We start from the raw sequence: 14,829 nt of genomic DNA, 5'->3' as shown, positions 1-14,829 counted from the left end.
CTCGACTTCGGCTCCCAGTACACCATGCTGATCGCGCGGCGCGTCCGCGAACTGAAGGTCTACAGCGAGATCCATCCTTTCAACGTTCCCGTCTCGTTCATCAGGGATTTCAAGCCGGACGGGATCATACTCTCCGGCGGGCCGTCCAGCGTTTACGAAGATGGAGCTCCGATCGTTCCCGGTGAGATCCTGTCGTTGGGCGTACCCGTGCTTGGGATCTGCTACGGGATGCAGCTCATCGCCCTTCTTGCCGGGGGGAAGGTCGGACGGTCGGCAGAGCGGGAATACGGAACGGCGAACATCCGGGGGGAATGGGGAGATCCGCTGTTCCTCGGCATCGAGGAATTCAGGCACAACATGACCATCCAGGTGTGGATGAGCCACGGGGACAGGATCGACGAGCTTCCAAAGGGGTTCCTGTCCATCGCCCGTTCGGAAAATTCGCCCGTCGCTGCGATCAGCAACGAAAAGAACACGATCTATGGGGTCCAGTTCCATCCGGAAGTCGCGCATACGCCGAAGGGGAAGGAGATCCTTGCGAACTTCCTGTTCCGCATCTGCGGGCTGTCGCCTGCATGGACGATGCATTCGTTCGTGGAGACGAGCGTTCGCAAGATCCGGGAAACGGTGGGGGGGGAACGGGTCGTCCTTGGGCTGTCCGGCGGCGTGGATTCTTCGGTGGCGGCCGTGCTGCTGCATCGCGCCCTCGGCGACCGGCTGACCTGCATTTTCGTCAACAACGGCCTGCTGCGGAAAGGGGAGGTCGATGACGTCCTGGCGACGTTCCGCAGCGGAATCGGGCTGCACCTGGAATACGTCGACGCCGCCGACCGGTTTCTCACCGCCCTCGAGGATGTCGATGACCCCGAGCGGAAACGGAAGATCATCGGAGAGATTTTCATACGGGTCTTCGAGGACGCGGCGAGGCATATCCCGGGGCATGTGGGATTCCTGGGACAGGGGACACTTTACCCCGACGTCATCGAAAGCGTCTCCTTCAAGGGGCCGTCCGCAACGATCAAGTCGCACCATAATGTCGGGGGGCTCCCCGAGAAGATGCACATGAAGATCATCGAGCCGCTCCGTGAGCTGTTCAAGGACGAGGTGAGGGAATTGGGAAAGGAGCTCGAAGTTCCCGATCACATCCTCTACCGGCAGCCGTTCCCGGGTCCGGGACTCGCCGTTCGGATCATAGGCCCGGTAACAGCGGAGCGGGTGCGCATCCTGCAGAACGCCGACGCGATCGTTGACGAGGAAGTCCGCGCCGCGGGACTGTACGAGTCCATCTGGCAGTCGTTCGCCGTGCTCCTTCCCATCAAGACCGTAGGGGTCATGGGAGACCTTCGGACCTACGAGAACGTGGCCGCCATACGGGCGGTGCAGAGCCAGGACGGCATGACCGCCGATTGGGTGCGGCTCCCTTACGATCTTCTCCAGCGCATCTCAACCCGGATCATAAACGAAGTGAAGGGCGTGAACCGCGTCGTCTACGATGTTTCGTCGAAGCCGCCGAGCACGATCGAATGGGAATGAAAGAGTTCGTACACCTTCACCTGCACTCGCAGTACAGCCTCCTCGACGGGACGATAAAGATCAAGGACCTCGTGCGGAAGGTCGCCGAACTGCGGATGCCCGCCGTCGCCGTTACCGACCACGGCGGGATGATGGGCACGGTCGATTTCTACGAGAAGGCGAACCAGGCGGGGATACGTCCCATCATCGGATGCGAAGTGTACGTCGCCCCGGGGTCGAGGCACGAGAAAAAGCAGGTTTCGGGGGACGAAAAGGCGTATCACCTTATCCTGCTGGCGGAGACCGGCGATGGATATCAAAACCTGATCCGGCTGGTATCCTCGGCGCACGTCGAAGGGTTCTATTACAAGCCTCGCGTGGACCACGAACTGCTGCGGCGATATTCGGAGGGGCTGATCGCCACCTCTGCCTGCCTTCAGGGGGAGATCCCCCGCACACTGGCGGCGGGCGGCGCGAAGGCGGCCGAGGAGATGCTGGAAACATACAAGGAGATATTTCCGGACGGAAGGTTCTTCGTCGAGATCCAGGACAACGGGCTCGAGGCGCAGAACAAGGCCAACGTGGAACTGGTCGGCCTCGCCCGCAGGACCGGTACGCCGCTGGTCGCGACAAACGACTGCCACTACCTCGAAAAGCAGGACGCTCGCGTCCACGACGTTCTTCTGTGCCTGCAGACGGGGAAAACCATAAGCGCGCCCGACCGGATGAGGTTCGGAAGCGACCAGTTCTACGTCAAGCCTGCGGAGGCGTTCGAAAAGGCGTTCGGGCACATCGCACCCGATGCCGTCAAGAACACGATGGCCATTGCGGAACGTTGCAAGGTGACCCTCGACCTCGGGCGCAACAAGATCCCGGAATTCAAGGTCCCGGAAGGGATGACGTCCGAGGAATATCTCAGGCGCCTGAGCGTGGAAGGCATGGACCGCCGCTTCATGGAGAAGCGTAAACGCGGCGAGAAGATCGCGGCCGCGGAGGAATCGGCGTACGCGAAACGCCTGGATTACGAGCTTTCGGTGATCGACCAGAGCGGCTTCTCCGGCTATTTCCTGATCGTATGGGACTTCATAAGGCACGCCAAGGAAGCGGGGATACCGGTCGGGCCGGGCAGGGGGAGCGCCGCAGGAAGTCTCGTCGCGTACGCCCTGCGGATAACCGAAATCGATCCGATACCCTACGGGCTGCTGTTCGAGCGGTTCCTCAACCCCGAACGGATAAGCCTTCCCGACGTGGACTGCGATTTCTGCAAGGACCGCAGGGACGAGGTCATCCGGTACATAAAGGAGCGGTACGGGGAGGAGAACGTAACGCAGATCATCACTTTCGGGACCATGAAGGCCCGCGCGGCGGTGCGGGACGTGGGAAGGGTCCTCGAGATGCCGTATGCGGACGTCGATCGGATCGCAAAGCTCATACCGCCCGATCTCGGGATGACGATAGAGAAGGCGCTCCAGGTGGAGCCGAGGCTGAAAGAGAGCATCCAGGAAAACCCGAAAGTAGGGGAGTTGTTCGAATACGCGCGATCGATCGAGGGGCTCTCACGGCATGCATCCACGCATGCGGCGGGAGTGGTGATAGCGAACAAGCCTATAACGGAATACGTCCCCCTCTACCGGAACTCCAACGGCGACATCACGACGCAGTTTTCCATGAAGGACATCGAGAAGGTGGGGCTCGTCAAGTTCGACGTGCTGGGCCTGCGGACGCTGACGGCGATCCACGATACGCTGGAACTTCTAAAAGAACGGGGAGAGGAAGTGGACCTCTCGACGATCCCGCTGGACGACGCCGAAACCTACGCGATGCTTTCGCGGGGGGACACGCCGGGGGTCTTCCAGTGCGAAAGCGGGGGATTCACGGACCTCCTTACCCGCCTCAAGCCCGATGAGTTCGCGCACCTTATCCATGCCGTCGCCCTGTATCGTCCAGGGCCTCTTCAGAGCGGCATGGTCGAAGACTTCATCGCGCGGAGGCACGGCAGAAAGTCGATAGAGTACCCGTTCCCGCAGCTCGAGCCGATCCTGCGGGACACCTGCGGCGTCATGGTGTACCAGGAGCAGGTCATGCAGATCGCGGTGACTCTCGCAGGCTTTTCCATGGGAGAGGCGGACGTGCTCAGGAAGGCCATGGGCAAGAAGGACACCGTCCTCATGGAGAAACAGAAGGCGCGGTTCCTCAAGGGGGCGGAGAAAAACGGTATCCCTTCGAACAAGGCGCAGGCGCTCTTCGAACAGATCGCGCAGTTCGGCGAATACGGGTTCAACAAGTCGCACAGTGCGGCCTACGCGATGGTCGCTTACCAGACCGCGTATCTCAAGGCGCACAACCCGGTGGAATACTTCTGCGCATTGATGACGTCGGAGTCGGGCGATACGGCCAAGATCATCCGTTACATCAACCATTGCCGTGAAAAGGGCATACCGATTCTCCCCCCGGACGTCAACGAGTCGCGGTTCGCCTTCTACCCTTCGGGGAAATCGATCCGGTTCGGCCTTTCGGCGATCAAGGGGATCGGCGAATCGGCGATCCAGTCGATCCGCGAGGCCAGGGGGGACGAGCCGTTCGTTTCCGCGGGGGACTTCCTGTCCCGGGTCGATCTAAGGAAGGTGAACAAGCGTGCGCTCGAGAGCCTCGTAAAGGCGGGCGCCTTCGATTCGCTCGATCCGGACAGGGGAAGGCTGTTTTCGTCGTTGCCGTCGATGATGGAAGGAGCGCAGGAAGAGACGCGCCGCAAGGAGTCCGGGCAGTTCGCGCTGTTCGGCGGCGAGCCCGCAAGGAAACAGGAACCCGCCGGGAGGATATCGGATGGAGCGGCGACGACGGTGTGGACCCGCCGGGAGCGGCTCGACGCCGAAAAGGAGACGCTCGGCTTCTACATCACAGGGCACCCCCTGGACGCTTTCACGGGGGAAATGTCCCTGTTCGCCAACGTCACATCTTCGCGCATAGGCTCGCTCAAAGCCGGCACCGAGATCAAGATAGGAGGAGTGGTCAGCGACCTGAAAAAAAAGACGACTAAACGAGGCGAGACGATGGCGATCTTAAGGCTCGAGGACCTCGAGGGTATCGTCGAGGTGGTCGTTTTTCCGGAAGCGTACCGGGCCAGCCTGGACGCTCTCTCTTCGGAGGAACCGATCTTTTTGCTTGGGAGAGTGGAGTCGGACGAAAATACGACCAAGCTGATCGCAGAAGAGATTTTCCTCATGAAGAACGTCCGCGAGCGGCTGGCGAAATCGGTCCATTTCCAGGTTAACCTGGACCGTATGACGCCCGCAGACATCTACGAGCTGCGCCGCATCGTCGAACGATTCAGGGGAGGGAAGAAGGGCTACCTGCACCTGTCGAGGGAGGGAGAATTCGAAGCCATGGTTTCCCTTCCGGATGGAATCGGAGTCGCGCCCACCCTGGAGCTCGCGAGGGAGCTCCGTTCGAGATTCGGGTACGACATGCTTCATCTGCACTGATGCGTCGGAGTTCGGGAACGCAGGAAAAAGCATGGCTTGTGTGGGTGCAGAGGAAGCACAGGCCGACCCGCCCGCCGCAGGCGCCCGCCGATCTGCTCGCGGAGCTGAAAAGCCTGGTCGAGGCTGCCGGCGGGATAGTCAAGGGCGGACAGGCGCAGGCGACGGCTTCCGAAAATCCGGCGACCCTGATCGGCAAGGGGACCCTGGAACGCCTGAAGGAAACGGTAAGGGAAAACGGCGTCGACCTGGTCGTCTTCCAGAACCTTCTTAAACCCAGGCAGCAGCTCCTGCTCGAGCAGGAGCTCGAGGTCAAGGTGCTCGACCGCAGGGAGGTGATCCTGGACATTTTCGCGCAGCGCGCACGCACGCGCGAAGGGAAACTCCAGGTGGAGTTGGCGCAGATGTCTTTTCGGCTGGGCAGGCTGACGGGCGGTCGCAGGGAGCTGTCCCGACTCGGCGGCGGCATCGGGACGCGGGGGCCGGGTGAAAAGAAACTGGAAGAGGACCGCCGGAAGATCCGGACCCAGTTGCGCCAGATCGGAAAGGAGCTGGCTGAGGTACGGCGAACGAGGAAGCTGCATTACCGGAGGCGCAGGGAGATCGGCTTTCCGGTACTGGCGCTGGTGGGATATACGAACGCGGGGAAATCGACCCTTTTCAACCGCCTGACGGGGGCGCAGGTTTTCGTCGCCGACCAGTTGTTCGCCACCCTCGATCCGACGGCGCGCAAGCTCGTCCTTCCGGGAGGAAAGGAAGCGATCCTGGTGGATACGGTGGGATTCATCCACGATCTTCCGGACGAGTTGCGGGAAGCTTTCATCGCGACGCTGGAAGGGATCGGAGAGGCGGACCTTCTGATCCACGTGGTGGACGGAAGTACGGAGGGGATGGAGGACAACATGGAAGCCGTCAACAGGATCCTCGGCACGCTCGATTTTCTGGGGAAACCGATCCTGCTGGCCGTCAACAAGTCGGACCTATTCGCCCCCGGCCCTCGCCTGATCGAAGGCGAGTACGGTATTTCCGCGAAGACCGGGGAGGGACTCGAACATTTGATGCGCGCGGCGGAAGGAGAAATATGCACGTCCCGATGGGGCGGGAACGGTTTGACGAAGCCCGCCTGATCAACATCGCGAACGCCCTCACGGCTGTCCGGGTGCTCCTTGTCCCCCTGTTCGCTCATTTCCTCATCACGGGAAGGATAAGGCGCTCGCTTCTCGTATTCGCCGTCTGCGGGTTGAGCGACGGGCTTGACGGACTCCTCGCGAGAAAGCTCAAACAAAGGACCGTCGTCGGCTTCTACCTCGATCCGATCGCCGACAAGCTGCTGATGGCTACCGCCTTCATCGTGCTCGCCTACGTGAAAATCCTTCCCGTGTGGCTGGCGGTGCTCGTGATCAGCCGCGACCTGTTCATTCTTGCAGGAAGCGTGCTCATTCTCCTCCTTCACGGGGTGGGAAGGATCCGGACGACGATCGCGAGCAAGGCGAACACGGTCGTACAGATTTTTACGGTGATCTATTTCCTGGTCGTTCGGGCGTACCCGCGCATCTGGGAATTCGTCCCCATGGGCTCGGAGGCGACGGCGACCCTGGTGGTGGTCGGACTCTGCGCGCTGACCACCGCGGTATCGGGACTACATTATCTGTTCATCGGAATGCGGCAGATCTCCAATGCATGAACCCGTAACCGGAGTACGCGTCGAGTCCGTCGCCGCCGGAAGCCCGGCCGACCGCGCTGGAATCGGATGCGGGGACCGGATAGTGTCCGTTTCGGAGGAGCCGATCTGCGACCTGCTCGACCTGCATTTCCACACGAGCCGGAAGTCCTTCAGGCTGCGATGGGTGAGCCCGGAGGGTATTACGAACGAAAAGACGATCCGCCCCGGGGGAGAGGCGCTGGGAATTTTCCCCGAGCCCATACGTGTGAAGCGCTGCAGGAACCGGTGCATCTTCTGTTTCGTGCACCAGCTTCCGCGCGGCCTGCGCCGCAGTCTTTACGTAAAGGACGAGGACATCCGCCTTTCCTTCCTCCACGGGCAGTACGTCACCTTTTCCGACATTTCAGGGGACGAACTCCGCAAGATTCTGGAATACCGCCTGTCGCCGCTCTATGTGTCGATCCACACGACCGATCTTTCCCTTCGCCGCAAGATGCTAGGGAATCCCGCGATAGCCGATATCATGGACGTGATGAAAAGGCTTGTGGAAGGCGGGATCGTGCTTCACGGGCAGATCGTAGTCTGCCCCGGCATCAACGACGGGGCGGAGCTGGAGCGGACGCTTCGCTCGCTCTTTCCTCTGCGCCCGGGGCTTGCCACCGTCGCGGTGGTTCCCGTCGGTCTCACTGCGCACCGTGAGGGGCTTCCCCCGCTTCGTCCGGTCGACAGGCGGGAAGCTGAGGAGACCCTCGCCATGCTGGAGAGGATCTCGCGTGCTGCGGGTAAAATAGACGGAGAATCGTTCGCCGTCGCCGCCGACGAATATTACCTGAAGGCCGGGAAGGAGATTCCCGAGGGCAGTGCATACGGGTCCTTCGCGCAGATCGGGAACGGAGTGGGCCTCCTGCGCAGGTTCGTGGACGAGGCCAAAGCCCTCTTCCGCAGAAAACGATGGCCTGCCGCGGACGCGGGAGGCGCAGTCGTGACGGGGCTTTCTCCCAGGGATTACGTGAGGCCGTTCCTCGCGGAATTTTCCAGGCGGGCAAGCGCGCGGTTCGAGGCGGTATCGGTGGAAAACCGCCTCATGGGGAAAAGCGTAAATGTGACCGGGCTGTTGGGAGGGCGGGATATCCTGGAGGCGCTGAAGCGGAAGGGGGGAGCCGGGCGTGTCTATCTCCCATCCGTGATCTTGCGGGACGCCGGAGATCGCTTTCTCGACAACCTTTCCCCGAAAGACCTTGCGAGGGAAACGGGGGCGGAGATCCGTGTTTTCGATCCGACGCCCAGGGGCTTTATCGAAGCCGTCTACGGATAGCTCATCGGTTATCGTCGCGGGAATGCGGGCCGGGAAACATTTACAATATAATTGACATCTTACGGTTAGTTTTGTTACTAATACTTGTTCGATGTCTACGGGGGCGATTAGCTCAGATGGTTAGAGTACCTGCTTGACATGCAGGGGGTCACTGGTTCAAGTCCAGTATCGCCCACCATTTTCTCTTCCCGGCACGGTGGATCGTCGATAAGCAAGGCGCCGGACCGTCGGTGCGCCGGGAGATTGCCGCAATGACGAAGGAAGGCGAATGACGCTGCTGGAGCTTGCGAAAACGAAAGGAAAGGCCAAGGTTGCTGTAGCCGCGCGCGTCGGCGGCGTGCTCGTGGACCTTTCCCGCCAGGCTCCCGATGGGGAAGAGGTCGACTGGATAACTCCGGTCGATGACGACGGCATCGGCATCGTGCGGCACAGCACCGCGCACGTCATGGCCGCCGCGGTAAAGGAACTGTTCCCGGACGCGCGGATCACGATCGGGCCTTCGATAGAAAACGGCTTCTACTATGATTTCGACGTGCCGTCCCCGTTCACTCCGGAGGACCTTTCCCGCATCGAGGAGAAGATGCGTGAGATCGTCAAGGCGGACTATCCTTTCACTCGTGAGGTCGTAACGAAGGAGGATGCGCGCCTGAGGTTCCCCGGGGAACCGTACAAGGAGGAACTCCTCGCGGACATCCCCGACAGCACCGTGACATTGTATCGCGTCGGGAATTTCCTCGACCTTTGCAGGGGACCGCACGTGCCCAGCAGCGGCAGGATCGGCGCGTTCAAGCTCATGAACACGGCGGGAGCGTATTGGCGGGGGGATTCGAAGAACCGAATGCTCACCCGTATTTACGGATGCGCATTCGCGTCGAAGAAGGAGCTCGACGCCCACCTTGCGCTGCTCGAAGAGATCAAGAAGCGCGACCACCGCAGGCTCGGCAGGGAGCTCGACCTTTTCAGCGTGAACGAAGATATCGGCCCCGGCCTGATCCTGTGGCATCCCAAGGGGTCCGTCGTCCGCCGGATAATGGAAGATTTCTGGCGGAACGAGCATGCGCGAGCCGGATACGACCTTGTGTTCTCCCCGCACATCGCCAGGCTCGACCTGTGGCGGGTGAGCGGGCATCTCGACTTCTACAAACAGAGCATGTTCGGAGCGATAGAGGTCGAGGGGCAGGATTACCAGCTGAAACCCATGAACTGCCCGTTCCACATACAAATATACAAATCGAGGCCCAGGTCCTACCGCGAGCTGCCCGTTCGCTATGCGGAGCTGGGCACTGTGTACAGGTATGAGCCGTCCGGAACTCTTCACGGCCTTTTGAGGGTCCGCGGATTCACCCAGGACGACGCCCACATCTTCCTTCGGCCTGACCAGCTTGACGAGGAGATCTATTCGCTCCTCGATTTCACGCTGTTCGTGCTGCGCAGGTTCGGCTTCGATAGATACGATGTATTTCTTTCGACTCGTCCGGATAAATACGCAGGAACGCTGGACAATTGGGCAAAGGCTGAAGCTGCGCTGAAAAAGGCCCTTGAGAGGAAAGGGCTTCCGTTCGAGGTCGACCCGGGCGAAGGGGTGTTCTACGGTCCCAAGATCGACATCAAGATCAAGGACATGCTCGGAAGATCCTGGCAGTGCTCGACGATCCAGGTGGATTTCAACAACCCGGAGCGGTTCGACGTCGGGTTCGCCGCAGAGGACGGGACGACGCGGCAGGCGATAATGATCCACCGTGCATTGATGGGCTCGCTCGAGAGATTCTTCGGCGTGCTGGTGGAGCATTACGCAGGCGCGTTCCCGGTTTGGCTCGCACCGGTGCAGGTGGACGTGTTGCCAGTCACCGACCGGCAGAACGGGTACGCGGGAGAACTTGTGGACCGGATGCGCGCGCAGGGATTCCGCGCGGAAGGGGATTTCCGAAACGAGAAACTGGGTTACAAGATCCGCGAATCGCAGCTGGGGAAAGTCCCCTATGCGCTGGTCGTGGGCGACAAGGAAGAGTCACAGCGGCAGGTGTCGCCGAGGAAACGGGGCGGGCAGCAGCTTTCCCCCATGTCCATCGAGGAATTTCTGGGCATACTCAGGGACGAGACGGAATCAACCGCAAACTAAAGGAGGGAGCCATCAGCAAGGAATCGAGAATCAACGAGCAGATCCATGTTTCCGAGGTGCGCCTGGTGGGCGCGAACAACGAGCAGTTGGGGGTGGTTTCGATCCACGATGCCTTGCAGAGGGCCCGGGTCCTGGACCTCGACCTGGTGGAGGTGGCGCCCGGCGCCGTTCCCCCGGTCTGCCGGATCATGGATTACGGCAAGTTCAAGTACGTGCAGAGCAAGCGTGAACAGGAAGCACGAAAGAAACAGACCGTGATCCAGGTCAAGGAGATCAAGGTAAGGCCGAAGACCGACGATCACGATCTGAACGTCAAGATCAAACACATCCGCAGGTTCCTTGAGGAAGGCGACAAGGTCAAGGTAACCGTGCGGTTCAGGGGAAGGGAACTGGCATACGCATCCCAGAGCGGTTTCGAGGTTCTGAAACACATCCTGGATTCGATCGGCGACCTTTCCAAGGTAGAGTCGACGCCCAAGATGGAGGGGAAGACGATGATGATGGTCGTCGCCCCGACGGCGCACAAGAAAAAGCCGGCAGGCGCGCCGCCCCCGGCGGCGGGGCAGAAGCCGCCGGAGGCGGGAGGCGGGGCTGCGAAGCAGCAATCGGCAACTCCCGCGAACCCGGCGGAAAAACAGGAGGGGAACTGATGCCCAAGATGAAATCGAACCGCGGCGCGAAGAAGCGCTTCAGCGCCACCGGAAGAGGCGGGATCAAGCACGCGAAGGCCGGCAAGAGCCACATCCTTAGCACCAAGAGCCGGAAGAGGAAGCGGGGACTGCGAAAGGGCGCGCTTGTCGGTTCGGCGAACGAGAAGTCGATCCGCCGCCTGCTGCCCTATCTTTAGGAAAAAGAGAGAGGAAGACCGAAAATGCCACGCGTAAAAAGATCCGTACACTCGCATAAGAAGCGCCGCAAGGTTTTCAAGATGGTGAAGGGATTCCGCGGGGGTGGAGGGCGCCTTCTCCGCTCGGCGAAGGAGTCGATCGCCCGGGCGCTGCGATACGCCTACCGGGACCGCAGGACGAAGAAGCGGGAAATCCGGTCCCTTTGGATAGTACGCGTCAACGCCGCGGCCCGCGAAAACGGGCTTTCATACAGCCAATTCCTTTTCGGCCTCAAAAAAGCGGGGATCGAGGTCGACCGGAAGATCCTTGCCGACCTGGCGGTGAACGACTCTGCCGGGTTCCGGGCCCTTGCCGACGCGGCGAAGGCCGCCATCGCGTGAGGAGGCTGATACCGGTTGGCTGACGAATCCGGCCGTTTGAAGGAGCTGCTGGAAGAGGGCCTGCGCGCGATTTCCGCCGCCGGAAACGAGAGCGTCCTTCTCGAAGCGAAGGGGAAATACTTCGGCAAGAAGGGTGCGGTCTCCGAGATACTCAAGACCGTAGCCTACCTCCCGGCGGATGAAAAGAAACGGATAGGCGCCGCCGCAAACGAGACGCGAAAAGCGCTGGAATCTGCGTTCGAGACGCGCCTCGAAGCGATCCGCGAGAAGGAACGCATCGCGAAGGAAGGAAGCGGGCGGCTGGACGTGACGCTGCCGGGCAGAACCCCGGCCGTCGGCCATCGCCACCCGATATCCCGGACGCTGTTCGATATCGTTTCCGTGTTCCAGCGGCTGGGGTTTTCCGTCCGGGGCGGGCCGGACATCGAAAAGGACTACTACAACTTCGAGGCGCTCAACATCCCGAAGGACCATCCGGCCAGGGACATGCAGGACACCTTCTACATGGATTGGCCGGAGATGGACCTAGTCCTTCGCACGCACACCTCCCCCATCCAGATCAGGACGATGGAAGCGATGAAACCTCCCGTCCGCGTGATCGCGCCGGGGGCGGTGTACCGGTGCGATTCCGACGTCACACACAGCCCGATGTTCCATCAGGTGGAAGGCTTCGCGGTCGACCGCAGCATCACGATGGCGGACCTGAAGGGCCTGCTCACGGAGTTCTGCCGGATGGTGTTCGGTGCGGGGCTGCCGTTGCGGTTCCGCCCGAGCTTTTTCCCGTTCACCGAGCCGTCGGCGGAAGTCGATATCCGTTGCGTAATCTGCAGGGGAAACGGCTGCCGGGTCTGCAAGGACACGGGATGGCTCGAAATACTCGGCTGCGGGATGATCGATCCCGCCGTCTTCGGATTCGTGGGGTACGACCCGGAAGAATACACCGGGTTCGCATTCGGGATGGGCGTGGAGCGCATCGCGATGCTGCGGCACGGCGTAAACGACATACGGCTGTTTTTCGAGAACGACATCCGCTTCATTTCGCAGTTTTAGCCGCACGCAACTACTCAAGAGGAACGCGCAAGTGAAGATCCTGTACAAATGGTTGAAGGAGTTCGTCGATACCCGGTTGTCTCCCGCCGAAATCGCGGAAGCCCTGACTATGGCCGGCGTGGAAGTTTCATCCTGCCGTTTCCTCGGGGAAGGGCTGGAAAACGTCGTTACGGCGAAAATACTGGCGCAGGGTAAACATCCCGACGCCGACAAGCTCTCGGTTTGCCGCGTCACCGACGGTGCGAAGGAATATCCCATCGTCTGCGGCGCGAAAAACATGAAGCAGGGCGACGTCGTCGCGCTTGCCCGCGTAGGAGCGAAGCTCCCGAACGGAATGGAGATAAGGAAGGCGAAAATCCGGGGGGAAGTTTCCGAGGGCATGCTCTGCTCCGAGATGGAGCTGCGGATCTCCGAGGAAGCGGCGGGGATCATGATCCTTCCGCCGGAATCGGAGCTCGGGAAGCCCATCGCCGAAGCCATCGGTCTTTCTGACTGGCTGCTGGAAGTCGAGATTACACCGAACCGCGGGGATTGCCTGAGCGTCCTCGGCGTGGCGCGGGAAGTCGCAGCGATCACAGGCGAAAAGGTCGCGGTGCCGGCTGCGGACGTCGTGGAGAACGGACCTTCCATCGCGGATTTCGCCACCGTGGGCGTGACGGACGCCGATCTCTGCCCCCGCTATTCGGCGCGTGTTATCGCCGATGTGACGATAGCGCCGTCACCCGGCTGGATGCAGCGCCGCCTCTCGCTGTGCGGCGTGCGGCCGATCAACAACATCGTGGACATCACGAACTACATATTCCTCGAGCTGGGACAGCCGATGCACGCGTTCGATCTGGACCGGCTGGCGGGGCGCACGATCGACGTCAAGCGGTCGGGAATCCCCCGCTCCTACGTCACGCTTGACGGCGCCGCGAGGGAGATCCGGCCCGAAATGCTGCTGATCTGGGACGGCGAGGGGCCGGTGGCTGTTGCAGGAGTGATGGGAGGGCAAAACACCGAGGTGCTGGACTCGACGAAGAGGGTGCTCTTCGAAAGCGCGCATTTCGAGCCCGCGTCCGTACGTTGGACCTCGAGGCGTCTCGGGTTGTCGACGGAATCCTCTTACCGGTTCGAGCGCGGCGTCGACCCGGGAGGAACGATGTACGCCGCCGACAGGGCGGTTTGCCTACTTTCCCGCTTCGCGACGTTTACCGCCGCGAAAGGCACGTACGACTTCGGAGGTGAAAAGGACTTTTCGCGGTCGGTGCGTTTTCGCCCGGCCAGGGCGGGGCGGATACTCGGAACGGAGTGCTCCGTGGAAGAATGCGCCGACGTATTCAGAAGGCTCGATTTTCCCGTGAAGGACGAAGGGGAGGGGAGATGGCTCGTATCCGTCCCTCCGCACAGGTTCGACGTCGAGCGTGAGATCGACCTCGTGGAGGAAGTGGCCCGCATAACCGGGTACGACAGGATTCCCACGACGTATCCGGAATCCGGCGCGCCGGAGTTCTCCGCGGACGACCGGTTCGTGAAGATGGCGGAGGACGCTTCCGAATTCCTGAGGGGATCGGGATTCACCCAGGCGATCAACTTCGCCTTCGTGCCGGAAAAGGAATGGACGCAGCACGCTGCCCTGTTGGGATTCGAACCACCGGATGCGATGCGGCTCGCCAACCCCATCTCGGACGACATGACCATGATGCGCCCTCACCTGCTGATGGGGATGCTGCACAATGTCGCGTCGAACCTGCGGCGTTTCGTCGAAGACGTGCGCCTGTTCGAAACCGGAAAGGCTTACGGGAAGAGCCTCTCGGAAGGCCACTTCGAAGAGCCGAGGCTCGGCTTCGTGATGTACGGGAAGCGGCTTCCGGAAAACTGGAGCGGCGGGCAGAGCGCCGTGGATTTCTTCGATGCGAAGGCCGTCGCCGAATCGCTTCTTTCGTTCCTCGATACCGCTCCCTTCCATTTCGTGCCCACGGCGGCGAAGCCGTTTCTCGCAGCCGGAAAGGCGGCGGAAATATTGAAGGATGGGGATACGATCGGCTGGCTGGGGGCCGTCCGCCGGGAGCTTTCGTCGGCGCTCGAAATCCCCGGTACGGTTTATTACGGCGAAATCAGGATTGAAGCCGCTACTCGCTCAGCGAAGCGGGATGCGCAATTCCGTGCGGTGCCGAAATTTCCACCCGTTATCCGCGATATCGCTTGCGTCCTTTCGGACGGGGTTCCCGTCGGCGACGTCCTTGCGATGGTTTCTTCCGCTGCAGAGGAAGTGGAATCGGCGACGGTTTTCGATGTGTTTACGGGGGAAAAAATCGGCGAGGGCTTGAAGAGCGTCGCGATCCGGGTGAAAATCCAGCCCACGGACAGAACCTTGACGGACGCCGACGTTAATAGTATACATACCAAGATAGTAAAATTATTGGAGAATCGCTTCGGCGGCAAAATTCGCACGTCATAAAACGCGCCGGGAGGGAGGGGATA

Annotated in this window: 11 protein-coding genes and 1 tRNA gene; all 12 read left to right on the top strand. The window is 61.0% G+C overall.

Going from position 1 to position 14,829, the window contains the following annotated elements; all coding sequences use genetic code 11:
• Nucleotides 1–24 precede the first annotated feature (24 nt).
• The 12 genes from guaA to HY896_05080 all read left to right on the top strand — a co-directional run bounded on the left by guaA (nucleotide 25) and on the right by HY896_05080 (nucleotide 14,806).
• Complete coding sequence (guaA, locus tag HY896_05135; GenBank protein MBI5575728.1) at nucleotides 25–1,533, top strand: glutamine-hydrolyzing GMP synthase; 1,509 nt, start codon at nucleotides 25–27, stop codon at nucleotides 1,531–1,533.
• On the top strand, nucleotides 1,524–4,994 hold the full coding sequence (gene dnaE / locus HY896_05130; GenBank protein ID MBI5575727.1) for a DNA polymerase III subunit alpha: 3,471 nt from the start codon (nucleotides 1,524–1,526) through the stop codon (nucleotides 4,992–4,994). Before guaA ends, dnaE begins: the two co-directional genes overlap by 10 nt.
• A 38-nt stretch (nucleotides 4,995–5,032) precedes the next feature.
• Nucleotides 5,033–6,118 carry a GTPase HflX gene (gene hflX / locus HY896_05125; GenBank protein ID MBI5575726.1) on the top strand — a complete coding sequence of 362 codons (1,086 nt, stop codon included), beginning with the start codon at nucleotides 5,033–5,035 and terminating at the stop codon, nucleotides 6,116–6,118.
• Nucleotides 6,073–6,675 carry a CDP-alcohol phosphatidyltransferase family protein gene (locus HY896_05120; GenBank protein MBI5575725.1) on the top strand — a complete coding sequence of 201 codons (603 nt, stop codon included), beginning with the start codon at nucleotides 6,073–6,075 and terminating at the stop codon, nucleotides 6,673–6,675. Before hflX ends, HY896_05120 begins: the two co-directional genes overlap by 46 nt.
• On the top strand, nucleotides 6,668–7,969 hold the full coding sequence (locus HY896_05115) for a DUF512 domain-containing protein (GenBank protein MBI5575724.1): 1,302 nt from the start codon (nucleotides 6,668–6,670) through the stop codon (nucleotides 7,967–7,969). Before HY896_05120 ends, HY896_05115 begins: the two co-directional genes overlap by 8 nt.
• 101 nt (nucleotides 7,970–8,070) lie before the next feature.
• Nucleotides 8,071–8,147, top strand: a tRNA-Val gene (locus HY896_05110).
• Between the two features lie 90 nt (nucleotides 8,148–8,237).
• Complete coding sequence (thrS, locus tag HY896_05105) at nucleotides 8,238–10,088, top strand: threonine--tRNA ligase (protein MBI5575723.1); 1,851 nt, start codon at nucleotides 8,238–8,240, stop codon at nucleotides 10,086–10,088.
• A gap of 11 nt (nucleotides 10,089–10,099) precedes the next feature.
• Entirely contained in the window at nucleotides 10,100–10,738 is a 639-nt protein-coding gene (locus HY896_05100) for a translation initiation factor IF-3 (protein MBI5575722.1), read from the top strand.
• Nucleotides 10,738–10,935, top strand: coding sequence for a 50S ribosomal protein L35 (rpmI, locus tag HY896_05095; protein ID MBI5575721.1), 198 nt, complete (start codon nucleotides 10,738–10,740; stop codon nucleotides 10,933–10,935). Before HY896_05100 ends, rpmI begins: the two co-directional genes overlap by 1 nt.
• Before the next feature lie 24 nt (nucleotides 10,936–10,959).
• Entirely contained in the window at nucleotides 10,960–11,316 is a 357-nt protein-coding gene (gene rplT / locus HY896_05090) for a 50S ribosomal protein L20 (GenBank protein ID MBI5575720.1), read from the top strand.
• A gap of 15 nt (nucleotides 11,317–11,331) precedes the next feature.
• Nucleotides 11,332–12,366, top strand: a complete 1,035-nt coding sequence (gene pheS, locus HY896_05085; protein MBI5575719.1) for a phenylalanine--tRNA ligase subunit alpha — start codon at nucleotides 11,332–11,334, stop codon at nucleotides 12,364–12,366.
• A 31-nt stretch (nucleotides 12,367–12,397) separates the two neighbouring features.
• Nucleotides 12,398–14,806: a phenylalanine--tRNA ligase subunit beta gene (locus HY896_05080; GenBank protein ID MBI5575718.1), complete on the top strand. Its 2,409-nt coding sequence runs from the start codon at nucleotides 12,398–12,400 to the stop codon at nucleotides 14,804–14,806.
• Nucleotides 14,807–14,829: the final 23 nt, after the last annotated feature.

This window comes from Deltaproteobacteria bacterium (assembly GCA_016218975.1).
GTDB lineage: Bacteria > Desulfobacterota > Deferrimicrobia > Deferrimicrobiales > Deferrimicrobiaceae > JAENIX01.
The sequence above is the reverse complement of the archived record's forward strand: the minus strand, read 5'-3'. Positions and strand labels throughout refer to the sequence as shown.

Excerpts from the sequence above, each read along its gene's own strand:
- guaA (MBI5575728.1), top strand. The coding sequence starts at position 25 with ATGCTGATCGCGCGGCGCGTCCGCGAACTGAAGGTCTACAGCGAGATC.
- dnaE (MBI5575727.1), top strand. The coding sequence starts at position 1,524 with ATGGGAATGAAAGAGTTCGTACACCTTCACCTGCACTCGCAGTACAGC.
- HY896_05120 (MBI5575725.1), top strand. The coding sequence starts at position 6,073 with ATGCACGTCCCGATGGGGCGGGAACGGTTTGACGAAGCCCGCCTGATC.
- HY896_05115 (MBI5575724.1), top strand. The coding sequence starts at position 6,668 with ATGCATGAACCCGTAACCGGAGTACGCGTCGAGTCCGTCGCCGCCGGA.
- thrS (MBI5575723.1), top strand. The coding sequence starts at position 8,238 with ATGACGCTGCTGGAGCTTGCGAAAACGAAAGGAAAGGCCAAGGTTGCT.
- rpmI (MBI5575721.1), top strand. The coding sequence starts at position 10,738 with ATGCCCAAGATGAAATCGAACCGCGGCGCGAAGAAGCGCTTCAGCGCC.
- rplT (MBI5575720.1), top strand. The coding sequence starts at position 10,960 with ATGCCACGCGTAAAAAGATCCGTACACTCGCATAAGAAGCGCCGCAAG.